Origin of the sequence: Mesorhizobium sp. M0862, from assembly GCF_040319795.1 — a bacterium.
GTDB lineage: Bacteria > Pseudomonadota > Alphaproteobacteria > Rhizobiales > Rhizobiaceae > Mesorhizobium.
Window position 1 is genome coordinate 23622 of the sequence record NZ_JAMYOJ010000029.1, and the last position, 15301, is coordinate 38922.

Below are 15301 nucleotides of genomic sequence, written 5' to 3' on the forward strand. Positions count from 1 at the left end.
CGCCGGGCCCCTTAGCCTGAGGATTTGGAAAACAGCGCCTGCAATTTGCCGAACGGCATGGCGGCGCGGGTGAAGCCGAACGTGCCGTCCTGCTGGATCTCGCGCGCCGCGGTTTCCAGCATGCCGAAGGCGAAATTGGTCAGCCACGGACCGAGCGAGATGCGCTTGACCCCGGCCATGGCAAGGTCGGCGATGGTGAAGGCCGGCAGTGCCATGACGTTGACTGGCCTGCTCACCGCCGAGCAGATGTTCCGGATGGTCTCGACATCTTTGAGGCCGGGCGCATAGAGCACATCGGCGCCGGCCTTTTCGAAGGCCTGCAGCCGCTTGATCGTGTCGTCGAGATCCGGTTTGCCCCAAAGGAAATTCTCGGCCCGCGCGGTGAAGACGAAATCATGCTTGAGCGCCCGTGCGGCTTCAGCAGCAGCTGCAACGCGCTCGACGGCGTGTGAAAACTCATAGATCGGCTTGTCGGGATCGCCGGTATGGTCCTCGATCGAGCAGCCGGCGAGACCTGCCGCTTCGGCCGCAAAAACCGTCTCGGCGGCACTCGTCGCGCTGTTGCCCTTGCCTTTCTCGAGATCGGCCGACACCGGCAGGCTGGTCGCCGCCGTCAGCTCGCGGCAATGGTGGATCATCGCTTCGAACGTTACTGCGCCGTCGGGCAGGCCGCGCGAGAAGGCAAAACCGGCGCTGGTGGTCGCCAGCGCCTTGAAGCCGAAGGAGGCCAGGAGCTTGGTCGTGCCGACATCCCAGGGATTGGGCATGACGAAGGTCGAGGCGTGCAGGTCGCGAAAGATCTTGCCCTTGTCCATGAGTGCTCCCTTCAGATGCGGAAATGTCGGCAGATTTCTATCGTGCAGAAATGCACCGGGCAAACGAATGCGGTTGGCTCAGAAGCGTTTGGCGTTCTCTCCTGCCAGTTTGTCCAGCGCGTCGGAATCCTTGACGTAGTGCAACGTCTTTTTGTCCCAATGATAGGTAACGGAAATTGCGTGGGCTTCAGGCTTGGGGGGCTGGTCGTCGCAGCTCTCGCCGTTGAGCACCGTGGCGTCGGTCACCGTCACTTTGACCGCGGCATAAGGCTGTCCGTCAGCGATCGTCTGGAAAGCAACATCCTGCTTGCGGCTGTAGGCGCACAGGTTCTCATCGAAGGTGAAGATCATGTCGATCAGTTGGAATTTGTCGTCGCGCACCATGATCAGCGGCGTGATCGCGTAGTTTTGGCTTGAATTGAAATGCGCGCTCATGGTGATCACGATGTCGTCGTTCGGCCCAACGGAAAGCTTGCCCGGTTCACGGAAATAGGTGCCGCGGTCGAGCGCGACATTGACGGCGTCGAGCAGCTTCGGCTTGTCTGTGATGTCGTAGAGCGCCAGCACGGCATAGCCTTCGGCGCTGTCGGGAGAGTCGCCGAGGTCGTAGAGCATCGCCAGCCGGTCCTTGCCCCCGGCCTTGATGGCGAGCACGCCGGCGTTGGAGAGGCCCGATGTCTCAGGCGGCGAACCGCCGCCATCCGGTCCCTCGATGTGGCGCATCCCGATCGGCAATCCACCCCGGTAGAAACCGTTGCTGTCACCTGCGAGGCCGGGAATGACCATCCTTGCGAGGTCCAGATAGGTCACATCCATGTGGCCGGGGATGGCGCTGCCGAATTCCGGGAAGCTGACGGCTTGCGCGCCGGCTGCGGTCCAAAGCCACGGCAGCAGCACAAGCGCTAGAGCAATTTCAGGAAAAGTGTGTGCGGTTTTCCGGCCGGAAATTGCAACAAAACAAAAAGATAGAGCGGTTCGCCGTTTCCATGAAACGGTGAAACGCTTTAGGATGGAGCGAAGCAGGTTCGTTGGCATGGGCGCCTCAGGCTGGCCGCGCGGAACCTAACACAGCTTCAGTGGATCGGCACCAGCCCGGCAAGTTCGCGCATGTCGTCAAACAGGACGCCGCCGGCGCTGGCCAGGCCATCGCGGTCGGAATAGGGATCGCCATGATAGGAATAGACACGCATGCCCGCGGCAATGCCGGCCTGCGTGCCGGCAACGCTGTCCTCGATGACGATGCAGTCGGCCGGCGCAAAACCCATGGTCTTTGCCGCATGCAGGAACAGGTCCGGGAACGGCTTGCCGCGGCTGACCATGGTCGAAGAGAACATGGCATGCTCGAACAGCGGCAGCAGCCCGGTCTGGCCGAGCGTGATGTGCATCTTCGAGATACGCGCAGAAGTGGCGACGCAATAGGGAATGCCGGCCGCGCGAACCGCCTCGATGAAGTCGCGCACATAGGGGATCGCCTCGACGCCATGCGCAAACAGATCGGGCAGGCCGGCATTCCAGCGATCGACGAAATCGGCGCCGAGCCGCACCGTGGTCGTCTCTTCGATTTCCTTCTGCACCGCAGCCATGCTGCGGCCGGAAAAATATTTGCGGCAATATTCGAATGTGGTGGGATAACCGGCGGCAACAAACCACTCGGCAAGCCGCCGGTTGGCAAGGTTCTCGGTGTCGACCAGGATACCGTCGCAGTCGAAGATGACCAGTTTCGGTATGCTCATTCAGGCGGTGCCGGTCGATCCGAACCCGCCCGCGCCGCGCGTCGTGGCGCCGGCCAGCGAGCGCTCCTCAACCGTCACCTGCGTCACCGCGGCAAAGACGATCTGGGCAATGCGCATGCCGCGCGTCACCGCGAAATCCTCGTCGCCGAGGTTGACCAGCAGCACCTTAACCTCGCCGCGATAGTCGCTGTCGACCGTGCCTGGTGAATTGAGGACGGTCAGCCCATGCTTGAAGGCAAGGCCGGAGCGCGGCCGCACCTGGCCTTCCATTCCTTCGGGAATTTCCAGGATCAGACCGGTCGGCACCAAGGCGCGCTTGCCAGGCAGGATCAGCAGCGGCCGGTCTTCCGGCACCGCGGCGCGCAGATCCATGCCGGCGGCGCCGGTGCTTTCATAGGCGGGAAGAGGAAGTCCATCTCCATGCGGCAACCTGACGAAGCCGACAGTGGGACCAATGACGGAGGAATTTTGGAAGGCTGCGCGCATAAAATCGATCCTATCGGCGCGAACGGCGATTCGGTCAACTCGTCCGCAGGCCTATCAACGGCTTTCTTTCAGGCGTCAGTGTGACCTAGCGCAATTCCACCGGAACGACGGTCGTCTCCTTGATCTCCTCCATGACGAAGGAGGCCGAAACGTCCGACAGCGCCACCTTGGCGATCAGCCGCTGATAGAGCCGGTCATAGGCCTTCATGTCAGCAACGCGGGCGCGCAGCACGTAGTCGAGATCGCCGGACATGCGATAGACCCCGGTGATCTCGGGAAAACCGGTCACCGCCGCACGGAACTTCTGCAGCCAGTTCGGGTCATGATTGGAGGTGCGGATCAGGATGAACACCGAAAGTCCGAGCCCGAGCTTGTCGGCATCGACCAGCGCCACCCGTCCGGTGATGACGCCGTCCTCTTCCAGCCGCTTGACCCGGCGCCAGCAGGCGTTGCGCGACAGCGACACTTTTTCGGAGAGCTGATCGACCGACAGTGTGCCGTCGCGTTGCAGCTCGGCCAGCAATCTTCGGTCGATTTCATCGAATTCAAGCGCCATGTTGGGATGAATGTCCCGAACGACGGCGTTAGACAAGGACAAATTGAGACCGATGAACCTTTACCCCGTGGCAGGATACCCACATCGGGGCTTATCCCGGCAGGAGGGATCACCATGACGACGCTGTTTTCGAAGCTGTTCACCTCTCACCCGGCCAAGGTGGGCGAGACCTATTTCAGCCATATGGCCTTTGCCGCCTGGTTCTGCTCGCGCCTGCTGATGGCCGCTGGTGCGGCACTCGTTCACGCTTTCTTGCCGTTTCTCTTCGAAACTACGGCAAGCCGAATCGTTCGCGAACTCTATGAACGGACGCACAACAGAGGCTCGCACGCGGTCAAGGAGCCCCAGGCTCTCTTGGATCGCGCCTAGGATTGGTTAGAAGCGATGTGCCGATGGGCGGCCTATCTGGGTGACGCGGTCTTCCTCGAGGACGTCGTCACCGCGCCTTGCCACTCGCTCATCGCCCAGAGCCATTGCGCCCAGGAAGCCAAGTCGCCGACCAATGGCGACGGTTTCGGCCTTGCCTGGTATGGCGACCGGCCCGAGCCCGGCCTCTACCGCGACATCCTGCCGGCCTGGTCGGATCCCAATCTGAAAAGCCTGTGCCGGCAGATCAAATCCGGCCTGTTCCTCGCCCATGTCAGAGCGTCGACCGGCGGCGCCACCAGCCGCATGAACTGCCATCCCTTCATCTCCGGCAGCTGGTCGTTCATGCACAACGGCCAGATCGGCGGCTTCGAAAAGATCCGCCGCGCGCTGGAGAACTCGCTCTGCGACGCCGTCTTCGACCAGCGCGAGGGCACCACCGATTCCGAATTGTTTTTCCTGCTGATGATCGACGAGGGTCTTGCTGGCGACCCGCAAGGGGCAGTATCGCGCGCCACCGCCCGCGTCATCGAGGCATCGCGCCGCGCCGGTCCGGAGCCAGCCTTGAAACTGACTGCGGCCTTTTCGGATGGAAAGGCGCTGTATGCCGTGCGCTATGCCAGCGACGATCACGCGCCGACGCTGTACACGTCGGTGCGCAATGCCGGCCGTTGCATCGTGTCGGAGCCTTTCGATCGCGAGGGCGGGGAATGGCAGGCCATCCCGCCCGCGAGTTTTGTGACCATTACGGGTGATGGGATGAGCATTCGGCCGTTCGTGCCGGTTGTGGCAAGGCTGGCACTGGTCGTCTAGGCCCTAGTCTAGGCCGCATTCCTTCGCGCCCCCCTCTGTCCTGCCGGACATCTCCCCCACGAGGGGGGAGATTGGAGGTCACGGCGGCCTTCGCCAATTTTCAACGCAGGAAAAGGTGCGCCGAAAGCCAAAGCTGCCAATCTCCCCCCAAAGTGGGCCCAAAGTGGGGGAGATGTCCGGCAGGACAGAGGGGGGGGCGCCGTAGAGCGCCAACCTCAACCCGACCGGCAAGCGCAATTTTGATCAAGCGCCGATGATCTCCGAATGCTGAACTTGGTTTTAAACCGCGATACGTTTGGCAGCAGCCGGAGCAATCATGGACCTCGCCTTTTCCTCGACCATCGATCTCGCCGCCGCAATCGCGGCGCGAAAGATCTCCGCCGTCGAAGCTCTGGACGCCCATCTGGTCCAAATCGACCGACACAACGGGGCAATCAACGCGGTCGTCAATCTCGATGGGGAAGGCGCCCGCGAGCGCGCGAAACAAGCCGACGCGGTGCAGGCGCGCGGCGATGCGCTCGGACCGCTGCATGGCGTGCCTTTCACGTTGAAGGACATGCACCAAACCGCTGATATGAAGACCACGGTTGGTTTCGCACCATTCGCCGACTATGTGGCAAAGGCAGACAGTCCGGTCGTCGCCCGATTGAAAGCCGCAGGCGGCATCCTGATTGGAAAGACCAATGTCGCGACCATGCTGGGCGACTGGCAGTCAGACAATCCGCTGTTCGGTCGCACCAGCAATCCTTGGAACCTATCGCGCACTTCAGGCGGCTCCAGCGGTGGCGCCGCGGCAGCAGTGGCGACCGGGATGACGCCGTTCGATGTCGGAACCGACATGCAGGATTCGATCCGCCTGCCGTCGGCTTTTTGCGGCGTCTACGGGTTGAAACCGACCGAGCACCGCGTGTCGCTGGCCGGCGCCTTCCCCGATCCGAACGGCGCGGCGCGCAGCGTGCGGCTGATGTCCTGCCTCGGCCCGCTGGCGCGCAGCGTGGAGGATCTTGCGCTGATCTACAAAATCATCGCCGGCCCGGACGGAGCAGACACCGACCTCGCGCCGGTGCCCGTAGAGGCCATGCCCAGGCTCGACCTCAAGACATTGCGCATCGCCGTCGCGCCGTCCTTCCCCGGCTTTCCGGTGGCTGGTAAAATCGCTGCCGCGGTCGAAAGCCTGGCCAAGCGGTTGCAATCAGCAGGGGTGATTGTGGAAGAAGCGAACTTGCCTGAGATCGATCTGCATGACGATCTGGAGCAGGGCGGCGATCTGATCGGCATGATGCTGGAGGCAGCGCAGCCCGAACCGCCGGAGCAGCCAACGCCGATCACCAATTGGTTCGAGGCGCTCGCTCGCCGCGACCGCTCGATCCTGGCCTGGGACAGGTTCTTCGAAACCTGCGATGCCTTGCTGTGCCCGGTCGCCATGACCACGGCCTTCGCGCATTGTGAGCCCGGCACGCCGATCGAAGTCGACGGCAAGGAGCAAAGCTATTGGATGCTACCGGCCTATGGCGCGGTCTTCAATTATTCCGGCCATCCGGCACTCTCGCTGCCCTGCGGGCAAGACCGCGACGGCCTGCCTATCGGCCTGCAACTGGTCGGCAAGCGCTGGTCGGAATCGCGGCTGCTCGGCATCGCCAAGGCGATCGAAGCGCTGACCGGCGGCTTCAAGCGTCCGCCGGGCTACTGAGCAAACCGACCCAACCCATAAGGCGTCAGCAGCGGATCACGCTCGCCGTCGAGAATTTCGCGCGTGGCGAACAGCCCGACCGCGGGCGCCAGCGTTATGCCGGAATGCATGACGGCGACATAGAGACCTTCCGTGCCCTCGGCGCGGCCGATGATCGGAAAGCCGTCGATCGGCGTCGGCCGGTAGCCAACCGTGTGGAAATCGAATTCCAGTTCGTCGGCGCCGCGCAAAGCCGCCTTCATTGCTGCAAACAGCTCGCGCGCCGTGGCGTCGGGATTCTCACCGGGATCGCTCCCCGCGAAATCCGAGCCGGCGATGATGCGGCCCTCCGCCGTCTGGCGCATATGCAGCTTTTCGGCATGCACCAGCCCGTTGAGGAGCTTCTTGTAGGGCTGCGAGTGGACGATCAGACCGGGCGGCGTCTCGATTGGCAGCTTGATGCCGGCGGTAGCGGCAATATCGGGCGCCCCGACACCGGCTGCGATCACCACCTCTTCGGCTGGCATCAGCCCATGCGATGTATCGACACCGGCAATCCTGCCATCGGTCTGGACAAGTGCGGTTACAGAACTGGAGAGAACGCGCGCACCTTGCCGTTCTGCGTGGGCCAGCAGCGCCTTGGCCGCTGCGACCGGTTCGGCCACGCCTTCCTCCGCGACATAGACAGCGAATTCCGGCGGCTCGACGAGATTGGGCTCGATTTGCGCTGCCCGCCCGGCGTCGACGCGTTCGATGCCGTAACCCCAGCAAGCGTGCTCAGCCGCGTAGGCTTCGAGCCTGTCGGCCTGCAGATCCCAGCACAGCCCGCCGCACCAGGCGAGCGGCAGGCCGGGCAGCTCGTTTGCCAGCCGCTTCCATTCGGCCATCGCACGGATGCGCAGCCGGAAATAGATTTCGGGATTGCCCCAGCTGGCGTTGATCCAGGCAAAGGAGTTTGGCGTGGCGACGCCGCCGGCACCACTATCGGAAATCACAGTCACCCGCGCCCCGGCCTTGGTCAGGTGCCAGGCGATGGACGCCCCGATAATGCCGGCGCCAATGACGATGACTTCTTTAGCGCTGCTCATACCGGACCTCTCAGAATGGGCTCCTCTGATGCCACCGTAACGATTCAAGCTCAAGTGTGGTCGGCCTGCCGGCCCGAAACTGTCGACAGGCCAGCAATGCGCTGCTAGAAGCCCGCGCCACAGACAGGATTCCAGAAATTGGCTGAAGACATCGAACAGGCGGTATCGCGCCGCCGCACTTTCGCGATCATCGCCCACCCCGACGCCGGAAAGACGACGCTCACCGAAAAGCTGCTGCTGTTCGGCGGCGCCATCCAGCTTGCCGGCGAGGTCAAGGCCAAGAAGGATCGCATCCAGACCCGGTCCGACTGGATGAAGATCGAGCGCGAGCGCGGCATTTCGGTCGTCACCTCGGTGATGACCTTCGAATATGAGGACAATGTCTTCAACCTGCTCGATACGCCCGGCCACGAGGATTTTGCCGACGACACCTACCGCACCCTGTCGGCGGTCGATAGCGCCGTCATGGTCATCGACGCCGCCAAGGGTATCGAGCCGCGCACGCTGAAACTGTTCGAAGTCTGCCGGCTGCGCGACATCCCGATCATCACCTTCATCAACAAGATGGACCGCGAAAGCCGCGACCCGTTCGAAATTCTCGACGAGATCGAGCAGAAGTTGGCGCTGGACACTGCGCCCATCACCTGGCCGATCGGCCGCGGCAAGACTTTTGCCGGCACCTACCACCTGGCGCTCAACGCTGTGCGCAGGGGCGATGCCGAGAAAGACCGCACGCCGGTCAACGGCCCCGACTCCAACCGCGTCGCCGGCCTGCTGCCGGAAAACGAGCGCGAGGCCTTCATCGAGGAGCTGGAGCTCGCGCGCGAAGCTTGCCGCCCGCTCGACATCGACGCCTTCCGCGAAGGCCATCTGACACCGGTCTATTTCGGCTCGGCGCTGCGCAATTACGGCGTGCGCGACCTGATCGAGGCGCTCGGCGCCTTCGGCCCGCCGCCGCGTGCGCAGGACGCAGACACCCGCAAGGTCGAGGCGACGGAGGAGAAGATGACGTCCTTCGTGTTCAAGATCCAGGCCAATATGGACCCCAACCATCGCGACCGCATCGCCTTCGTGCGCGTCTGTTCGGGCAAGCTCGAGCGCGGCATGAAGGCCAAGCTGGTGCGCACCGGCAAGCCGATGAGCCTGTCGGCGCCGCAGTTCTTCTTTGCCCGCACCCGCGTCACCGCCGACGAAGCGTTTGCCGGCGATGTCGTCGGCATTCCCAACCACGGCACGCTGCGTATCGGCGATACGCTGACCGAAGGCGAGGAGATACTGTTCCGCGGCGTACCCAACTTCGCGCCGGAAATCCTGCGCCGTGTGCGCCTCGGCGACGCGATGAAGGCGAAAAAACTCAAGGAAGCGCTGCACCAGATGGCCGAGGAAGGCGTCGTGCAGCTGTTTTCGCCGGAAGACGGCTCGCCGGCCATCGTCGGCGTTGTCGGCGCGCTGCAGCTCGACGTCTTGAAGGAAAGGCTGAATTTCGAATACACGCTGCCGGTCGAATTCGAAATGTCGCGCTTCTCGGTCTGCCGCTGGATCTCTGCCGACGACAAGGCCGAAACGCTTCGCTTCATTGAGGCGCATCGCGGCGACATCGCCCGCGATCTCGACAACGACCCGGTGTTTCTGGCCCAGAACGCCTTCTCGCTGAACTACGAAGCCGAACGCTGGAGGGCGATCCGCTTCGCCACCATCAAGGACTACCAGGTCCGCGACAAGGCGGCGTAAGGCGCCCCTTTTCCTTCTGCCCGCTTACGCGGAGAAGGTGCCCGAGGGCGGATGAGGGGCAGCGCCGACCTTGAAGGGTCAATTGGCTCCAAGGCGCGCCGGCCGTTCGCGTGGCTCAGGGCGTTCGAAGCTCGAAAAGCAAAGCAATTGGCTTTTCGTCCGCTACGCGGCCGCTTCTCACCCCTTCGCAGCTTCCTCGATCTTGGCAATATCGATCTTGCTCATCTGCATCATCGCCGACATCACCCGCCCGGCCTTGGCCCGGTCCGGATCCAGAAGCAGGCGCGGCAGTTGCTCCGGCACGACTTGCCAGGAGACGCCGAACTTGTCCTTCAGCCAGCTGCATTGCGACGGTTCGCCGCCGCCTTCGATGAGCTTGTCCCAGAAATAGTCGACCTCTTCCTGCGTCTTGCAGTCGATCGACTGTGACATCGCCTCGTTGAACTTGAATTGCGGTCCGCCGTTCAGCGCCTGGAACTGCACGCCGTCGAGTTCGAACGTGGTTACCAGCGCCTTGCCGGCATCGGTATGGCCTTCGGGCCAACGCAGCACGCTCAGTACCTTCGAGTTCTTGAAGATGGAAACGTAGAAATTCATCGCCTCTTCGGCCTGGCCATCGAACCACAGGCAGGTGGTGATCTTTTGCATGTCATGCTCCTCGGGTGTTTGGTTGCGGTTACAGGTGAAGCGGCTGACTTATAGAAATGGTGCCATTCCCTTGCCGTCGTCCCAAGGACGGATGCCGGGCTAGCGATCCGACACTGGCCGGCAATCTTTTTCGAAACCCTGATTTCAGCGAGACTCTGGCGCATTGCAAAAATGTGGCCAGACCATACTTGCCGGTCTATAAACCCCGCGGTCCAAATTAAGCGCCGCCACGCTCCGCGTTGAGCGCAGCCAACCAGCCAAGGAACATTCATGCCTGCCTATCGCTCCCGCACTACCACCCACGGCCGCAACATGGCCGGCGCCCGCGGCCTGTGGCGCGCCACCGGCATGAAGGACTCGGATTTCGGCAAGCCGATCATCGCGGTGGTCAATTCCTTCACCCAGTTCGTGCCGGGTCATGTCCATCTCAAGGACCTTGGCCAGCTGGTGGCGCGCGAGATCGAGAAGGCCGGCGGTGTCGCCAAGGAATTCAACACCATCGCCGTCGATGACGGCATCGCCATGGGCCATGACGGCATGCTCTATTCGCTGCCGTCGCGCGAGCTGATCGCGGACTCGGTCGAATATATGGTCAACGCGCATTGCGCCGATGCCATGGTCTGCATCTCCAATTGCGACAAGATCACGCCCGGCATGCTGATGGCCTCCTTGCGCCTCAATATCCCAAGCGTCTTCGTCTCCGGGGGGCCGATGGAAGCCGGCAAGGTGGTGCTCGCCGGCAAGACACAAGCGCTCGACCTGGTCGACGCCATGGTTGCCGCCGCCGACGACAAGATCTCCGACGAGGACGTCAAGGTCATCGAACGCTCGGCCTGCCCGACCTGCGGCTCGTGCTCCGGCATGTTCACCGCCAATTCGATGAATTGCCTGACCGAGGCGCTCGGCCTGTCGCTACCCGGCAATGGCTCGACCCTCGCAACCCACGCCGACCGCAAGCGGCTGTTCGTCGAGGCCGGCCATCTCATCGTCGATCTCGCCCAGCGCTACTACGAGCAGGATGATGAGTCGGCACTGCCGCGCAGCATCGCCTCCAAAGGCGCCTTCGAGAACGCCATGACGCTCGATATCGCCATGGGCGGCTCGACCAACACCGTGCTGCATATCCTGGCCGCCGCCCATGAGGGCGAGGTCGATTTCACCATGGAAGACATCGACCGGCTGTCACGCCGCGTTCCGGTGCTGTGCAAGGTCGCACCGGCCAAGTCCGACGTGCATATGGAAGACGTCCACCGCGCCGGCGGCATCATGGCGATCCTCGGCCAGCTCGACAATGCCGGGCTGCTCAACCGCAACCTGCCCACGGTGCATACGGCAAGCCTGGGCGAAGCGCTTGACCATTGGGACATCTCCCGCACCTCGAGCCAGAGCGTCCGCGACTTCTTTCTCGCCGCTCCGGGTGGCGTGCCGACACAGGTCGCCTTCAGCCAGGACCGCCGCTGGGACGAGCTCGACCTCGACCGCGAGAAGGGCGTCATCCGCTCAGCCGAGACGCCGTTCTCGAAAGACGGCGGCCTTGCCGTGCTGAAAGGCAATCTGGCGCTCGACGGCTGCATCGTGAAGACGGCCGGCGTTGACGAGTCGATCCTGAAGTTCACCGGCCCGGCCCGCGTGTTCGAAAGCCAGGACGCTTCCGTGAAGGCGATCCTGTCCAACGAAATCAAGGCCGGCGATGTCGTCGTCATCCGCTATGAAGGACCGCGCGGCGGTCCCGGCATGCAGGAAATGCTCTACCCCACGAGCTATCTAAAGTCGAAAGGCCTCGGCAAGGCCTGCGCGCTGGTCACCGACGGCCGCTTCTCCGGCGGCACATCAGGCCTGTCGATCGGCCATGCCTCGCCCGAAGCAGCGGAAGGCGGCACGATCGGACTGGTGCAGGAAGGCGATACGATCGAGATCGACATCCCCAACCGCACGATCCGGCTTGCTGTCAGCGACGCTGAACTCGACGCGCGCCGCGCGGCCATGGAGGCGAAGGGCGCCATGGCCTGGAAGCCCGAGGAAAAGCGCAAGCGCAAGGTGACGACCGCGCTGCGCGCTTACGCCGCCTTCGCCACCAGCGCCGACAAGGGCGCGGTGCGGCACGTACCGGAGTGAGGGGTGCGGCGCCGACCCCCACCCCGCTGCTGCGCAGCGACCCTCCCCACAAGGGGGAGGGTAAAGCTCACGGCATCAGCTGATATTCGTAAAGCTTCTGATACAGCCCGCCCTGGTTGAGCAGCGTGCGATGCGCGCCGCTTTCCACCACCTTGCCGGCCTCCAGCACCACGATCGTGTCGGCCTGGTGCACGGTCGACAGGCGGTGGGCAATGACGATGGTGGTGCGCCCGACCGTCAGCTGCTGCAGCGCGTCGCGGAAAAGCGCCTCGGATTCGGCGTCGAGCGCGCTGGTCGCCTCGTCGAGCAGCAGGATTTCGGCATTGCGCAGCATGGCGCGCGCGATCGAGATGCGCTGGCGCTGGCCGCCTGACAGCAGCGCGCCATTCTCGCCGACATCCGTGTCGTACCCTTTCGCCTGGGCGCTGATGAAGTCATGTGCATTGGCGGCCCTTGCGGCGGCCATTACTTCCTCGTCCGTGGCGCCCTCGCGCCCGAGCCTGATGTTGTGCATGATCGTGCCGGCAAACAGGAACGTGTCCTGGCTGACATAGGCGATCTTTTCCCTGACCGAGGTGAGCGTGGCACAAGAAATGTCCTGCCCGTCGAACATCACCCTGCCGACCTGCGGGTCGTACATGCGCATGATCAGGTTGAGGATGGTCGACTTGCCGCTGCCCGAGGGTCCGACCAGCGCCGTCATCTTGCCTGCGGCAAGCGTCAGGTCCAGTCCCTCGAACACCGGCGCGCTTTCGGGGTAGGCGAAGCTGACATTGTCGAAATGGATCTCGCCCGGCCCGGCCCGCAGCGGCTTTGCATCCGGCTTTTCGGCCAGCGTCAGCGGCCGGTCGGCGAGCTGGAACATCATGCGCACGCCGACAATGCCGGTTTCAAGCGAGATGCGTACGCGGGCCAGGCGCTTGGCCGGCTCATAGGCCAACAGCAGCGCCGCGATGAACGCCATGATGTTGCCCGGCATCTGACCGCCGCCGCCCAGAACCAGGAAGCCGCTGACAAAAACGGCGCCAGCGATGGCCAGCCCCGCAAGTGTTTCCATCACCGGGCTGGTGGCGGCCTCCAGCGTGGCGATGTTGTTGGCGCGGCTCTCCACGTCCGACACGGCCTTGTACATGCGCTTGCGCATGGCGCCTTCGAGGCCGAAGGATTTGACGACGCGCACGCCGATCGCCGTTTCCTGCATCACCTGCACGATCTGGCCGAGCGAACGGAATTCTTGCGAGGCAATTTTTCGGACGCGCTTCAGGATACGATTGACGCCGTAAATGGCGATCGGCCCGATCACCAGACAGATCAGGGACAGCGCCGGCTGCTGCCAGACCATCACACCCACCAGCGCAGCCAGCGTCACCAGGTCGCGAACATAGGACGTGACGATTTGGTCGAGCACGCTGCGCGCGGCCTGGGCATTGTTCGTCATGCGCGAAATCAGTTCGGACGAAGAGGTCGAATGATAGAATTCGATGCCTTGCGCAAGAATGCTGTCATAGATCTTGCGCTGCCGGTCGGCGATGATGGCATTGCCGACCCTGCTCATGAAGTAGGCCTGGATGAAGTTTGCGAAGCCCTTGAGAATGAAAATCGCTCCGGTCGCCGCCGCGATCAGATTGACCTGCCCAATCCGCTTGTAAACCACGAATTCATTGGTGATTTCGCGCAGCATATAGGCGCTGGCTGCTGTCGTTGCCGCCACCACCAGCATCGACAGAATGGCCGCAGCGTAGCCAAATCTATGCGCGTGAAAGGATTCCCGCAAAAGCCTTGCGATAAGGCGCTGGTTTTCCGTCGAACGGAAGAAGCGAAACAAATGGCCGATCCCATGCCTGACTGACGAATTTCGGATTCGCCACCAGGGCGAAAGGCGGCTTATAGAGCGAGTTGTGGCCGGATGGAACCTTTCGCTGTCGCGGAGACAATCGGCTGCGGCACGGTGTCTTTTGCGCCACGATTGCGGCGATTGATCTGCGGGGAGATGACGACAGATGGATTTCGACCTTGTTGTGCGCGGCGGAACGCTGCCCGACGGCACCGTCGCCGACCTCGGCATCATCGGCGAGACGATCGTCGCCATCGAGCCCGAACTGCATGTCAGCGCCGGCACGTCGATCGACGCCCGTGGCAATCTGATCTCGCCGCCCTTCGTCGATCCGCATTTCCATATGGATGCCACGCTGTCCTACGGCATTCCACGCATCAACGCTTCGGGTACGCTGCTGGAGGGCATTTCGCTATGGGGCGAGCTGAAGCCGCTCCTGACGCATGACGCGGTTCGCGAGCGGGCGCTCGCCTATTGCGACTGGGCGGTCTCGATGGGCCTGCTCGCCATCCGTACCCATGTCGATGTCTGCGATGACAGGTTGCTCGCGGTCGAGGCGCTGCTCGACGTCAAGAAGATTGTCGCGCCCTATATCGACCTGCAATTGGTCGCCTTCCCGCAGGACGGGTTTTATCGCTCGCCGACGGCGCGCCACAACACCATCCGCGCGCTCGACATGGGCGTCGACATCGTCGGCGGCATCCCGCATTTCGAACGCACCATGGCCGACGGCACGCGCTCGGTGACCGAATTGTGCGAAATCGCGTCGAAGCGCGGGCTGATGGTCGACCTGCATTGCGACGAGACCGACGATCCGCTGTCGCGCCACATCGAGCAGCTTGCCTATGAGACCCACCGCCTTGGCCTTCAGGGCAAGGTGGCCGGCTCGCACCTGACTTCCATGCACTCGATGGACAATTATTACGTCTCCAAGCTCCTGCCGCTGATTGCCGAGGCCGGTGTGTCGGCGATCCCCAATCCGTTGATCAACATCATGCTGCAGGGCCGCCATGACACGTTTCCCAAACGCCGCGGCATGACCCGGGTGAAGGAGATGCAGGCGCTCGGCATCCGCGTCGGCTGGGGCCAGGATTGCGTTCTCGACCCCTGGTATTCGCTCGGCACCGCCGACATGCTCGACGTCGCCTTCATGGGCCTCCACGTCGCTCAGATGTCGAGCCCTGCCGACATGGCGCGCTGCTTCGACATGGTCACCAATGTCAACGCCGCCATCATGGGCCTCGATCATCTCGGCCTTGCCGTGGGCAAGCGCGCCAGCTTCGTCATTCTCGATGCCGGCAACCCGATCGAGGCCTTGAGGTTACGTGCCGAACGGCTGTGCGTCGTCGCCAGGGGCAAGGTGGTGGCCGAGCGCACGAAGCAGGAGACACGGCTGTCGATCGCCGGCCGTCCCGGACAGGTAAACCGGCGGCACAAAACTGCGTAG

At 63.1% G+C, this 15301-nt stretch carries 14 protein-coding genes; 6 read left to right on the top strand and 8 right to left on the bottom strand.

The features are described 5' to 3' along the window. Positions 1 to 11: 11 nt before the first annotated feature. The 5 genes from NKI15_RS28700 to NKI15_RS28720 form a co-directional block, all read right to left on the bottom strand. Entirely contained in the window at positions 12 to 815 is an 804-nt protein-coding gene (locus NKI15_RS28700; RefSeq protein WP_023746647.1) for an isocitrate lyase/PEP mutase family protein, read from the bottom strand. A gap of 78 nt (positions 816 to 893) precedes the next feature. After that, the gene (locus tag NKI15_RS28705; RefSeq protein WP_245271196.1) at positions 894 to 1712 is read right to left on the bottom strand and encodes a hypothetical protein; all 819 of its coding nucleotides are present in this window, start codon (positions 1710 to 1712) and stop codon (positions 894 to 896) included. Between the two features lie 176 nt (positions 1713 to 1888). Then, entirely contained in the window at positions 1889 to 2548 is a 660-nt protein-coding gene (locus tag NKI15_RS28710; protein WP_352515279.1) for an HAD family hydrolase, read from the bottom strand. Continuing rightward, the gene (gene dut, locus NKI15_RS28715) at positions 2549 to 3034 is read right to left on the bottom strand and encodes a dUTP diphosphatase (RefSeq protein ID WP_023698959.1); all 486 of its coding nucleotides are present in this window, start codon (positions 3032 to 3034) and stop codon (positions 2549 to 2551) included. 85 nt (positions 3035 to 3119) lie between these two features. Then, on the bottom strand, positions 3120 to 3590 hold the full coding sequence (locus tag NKI15_RS28720) for an Lrp/AsnC family transcriptional regulator (protein WP_023746649.1): 471 nt from the start codon (positions 3588 to 3590) through the stop codon (positions 3120 to 3122). A gap of 114 nt (positions 3591 to 3704) precedes the next feature. Between NKI15_RS28720 and NKI15_RS28725 the strand changes: the two genes are divergently transcribed. From NKI15_RS28725 to NKI15_RS28735, 3 genes are all read left to right on the top strand, one after another. After that, positions 3705 to 3959 (top strand): DUF6356 family protein, encoded by a 255-nt coding sequence (locus tag NKI15_RS28725; RefSeq protein ID WP_023685117.1) that lies wholly within the window; start codon positions 3705 to 3707, stop codon positions 3957 to 3959. Positions 3960 to 3974: 15 nt separating this feature from the next. Continuing rightward, complete coding sequence (locus NKI15_RS28730) at positions 3975 to 4769, top strand: class II glutamine amidotransferase (protein ID WP_023746650.1); 795 nt, start codon at positions 3975 to 3977, stop codon at positions 4767 to 4769. A 316-nt stretch (positions 4770 to 5085) separates the two neighbouring features. Beyond that, positions 5086 to 6459, top strand: coding sequence for an amidase (locus tag NKI15_RS28735; RefSeq protein ID WP_023746651.1), 1374 nt, complete (start codon positions 5086 to 5088; stop codon positions 6457 to 6459). Here NKI15_RS28735 and NKI15_RS28740 read toward each other — a convergent pair. Further along, a complete protein-coding gene (locus tag NKI15_RS28740) occupies positions 6453 to 7526 on the bottom strand; it encodes an NAD(P)/FAD-dependent oxidoreductase (RefSeq protein WP_023746652.1) in 1074 nt (357 codons plus the stop codon). The two genes, NKI15_RS28735 and NKI15_RS28740, sit on opposite strands and share 7 nt — an antisense overlap. Before the next feature lie 138 nt (positions 7527 to 7664). Here NKI15_RS28740 and NKI15_RS28745 point away from each other — a divergent pair, with 138 nt between their 5' ends. Next, entirely contained in the window at positions 7665 to 9257 is a 1593-nt protein-coding gene (locus NKI15_RS28745) for a peptide chain release factor 3 (RefSeq protein ID WP_023685113.1), read from the top strand. A 177-nt stretch (positions 9258 to 9434) separates the two neighbouring features. On the opposite strand, the gene NKI15_RS28750 is transcribed toward NKI15_RS28745, so the two are convergent. Then, positions 9435 to 9905 carry a VOC family protein gene (locus NKI15_RS28750; protein WP_023685112.1) on the bottom strand — a complete coding sequence of 157 codons (471 nt, stop codon included), beginning with the start codon at positions 9903 to 9905 and terminating at the stop codon, positions 9435 to 9437. A gap of 270 nt (positions 9906 to 10175) precedes the next feature. Between NKI15_RS28750 and ilvD the strand changes: the two genes are divergently transcribed. Further along, the gene (gene ilvD, locus NKI15_RS28755; protein ID WP_023692643.1) at positions 10176 to 12020 is read left to right on the top strand and encodes a dihydroxy-acid dehydratase; all 1845 of its coding nucleotides are present in this window, start codon (positions 10176 to 10178) and stop codon (positions 12018 to 12020) included. Between the two features lie 67 nt (positions 12021 to 12087). On the opposite strand, the gene NKI15_RS28760 is transcribed toward ilvD, so the two are convergent. Next, the gene (locus NKI15_RS28760; protein ID WP_023698913.1) at positions 12088 to 13845 is read right to left on the bottom strand and encodes an ABC transporter ATP-binding protein; all 1758 of its coding nucleotides are present in this window, start codon (positions 13843 to 13845) and stop codon (positions 12088 to 12090) included. 175 nt (positions 13846 to 14020) lie between these two features. On the opposite strand from NKI15_RS28760, the gene NKI15_RS28765 reads away from it, so the two are divergent. Next, positions 14021 to 15301: an amidohydrolase family protein gene (locus NKI15_RS28765; RefSeq protein WP_023698914.1), complete on the top strand. Its 1281-nt coding sequence runs from the start codon at positions 14021 to 14023 to the stop codon at positions 15299 to 15301.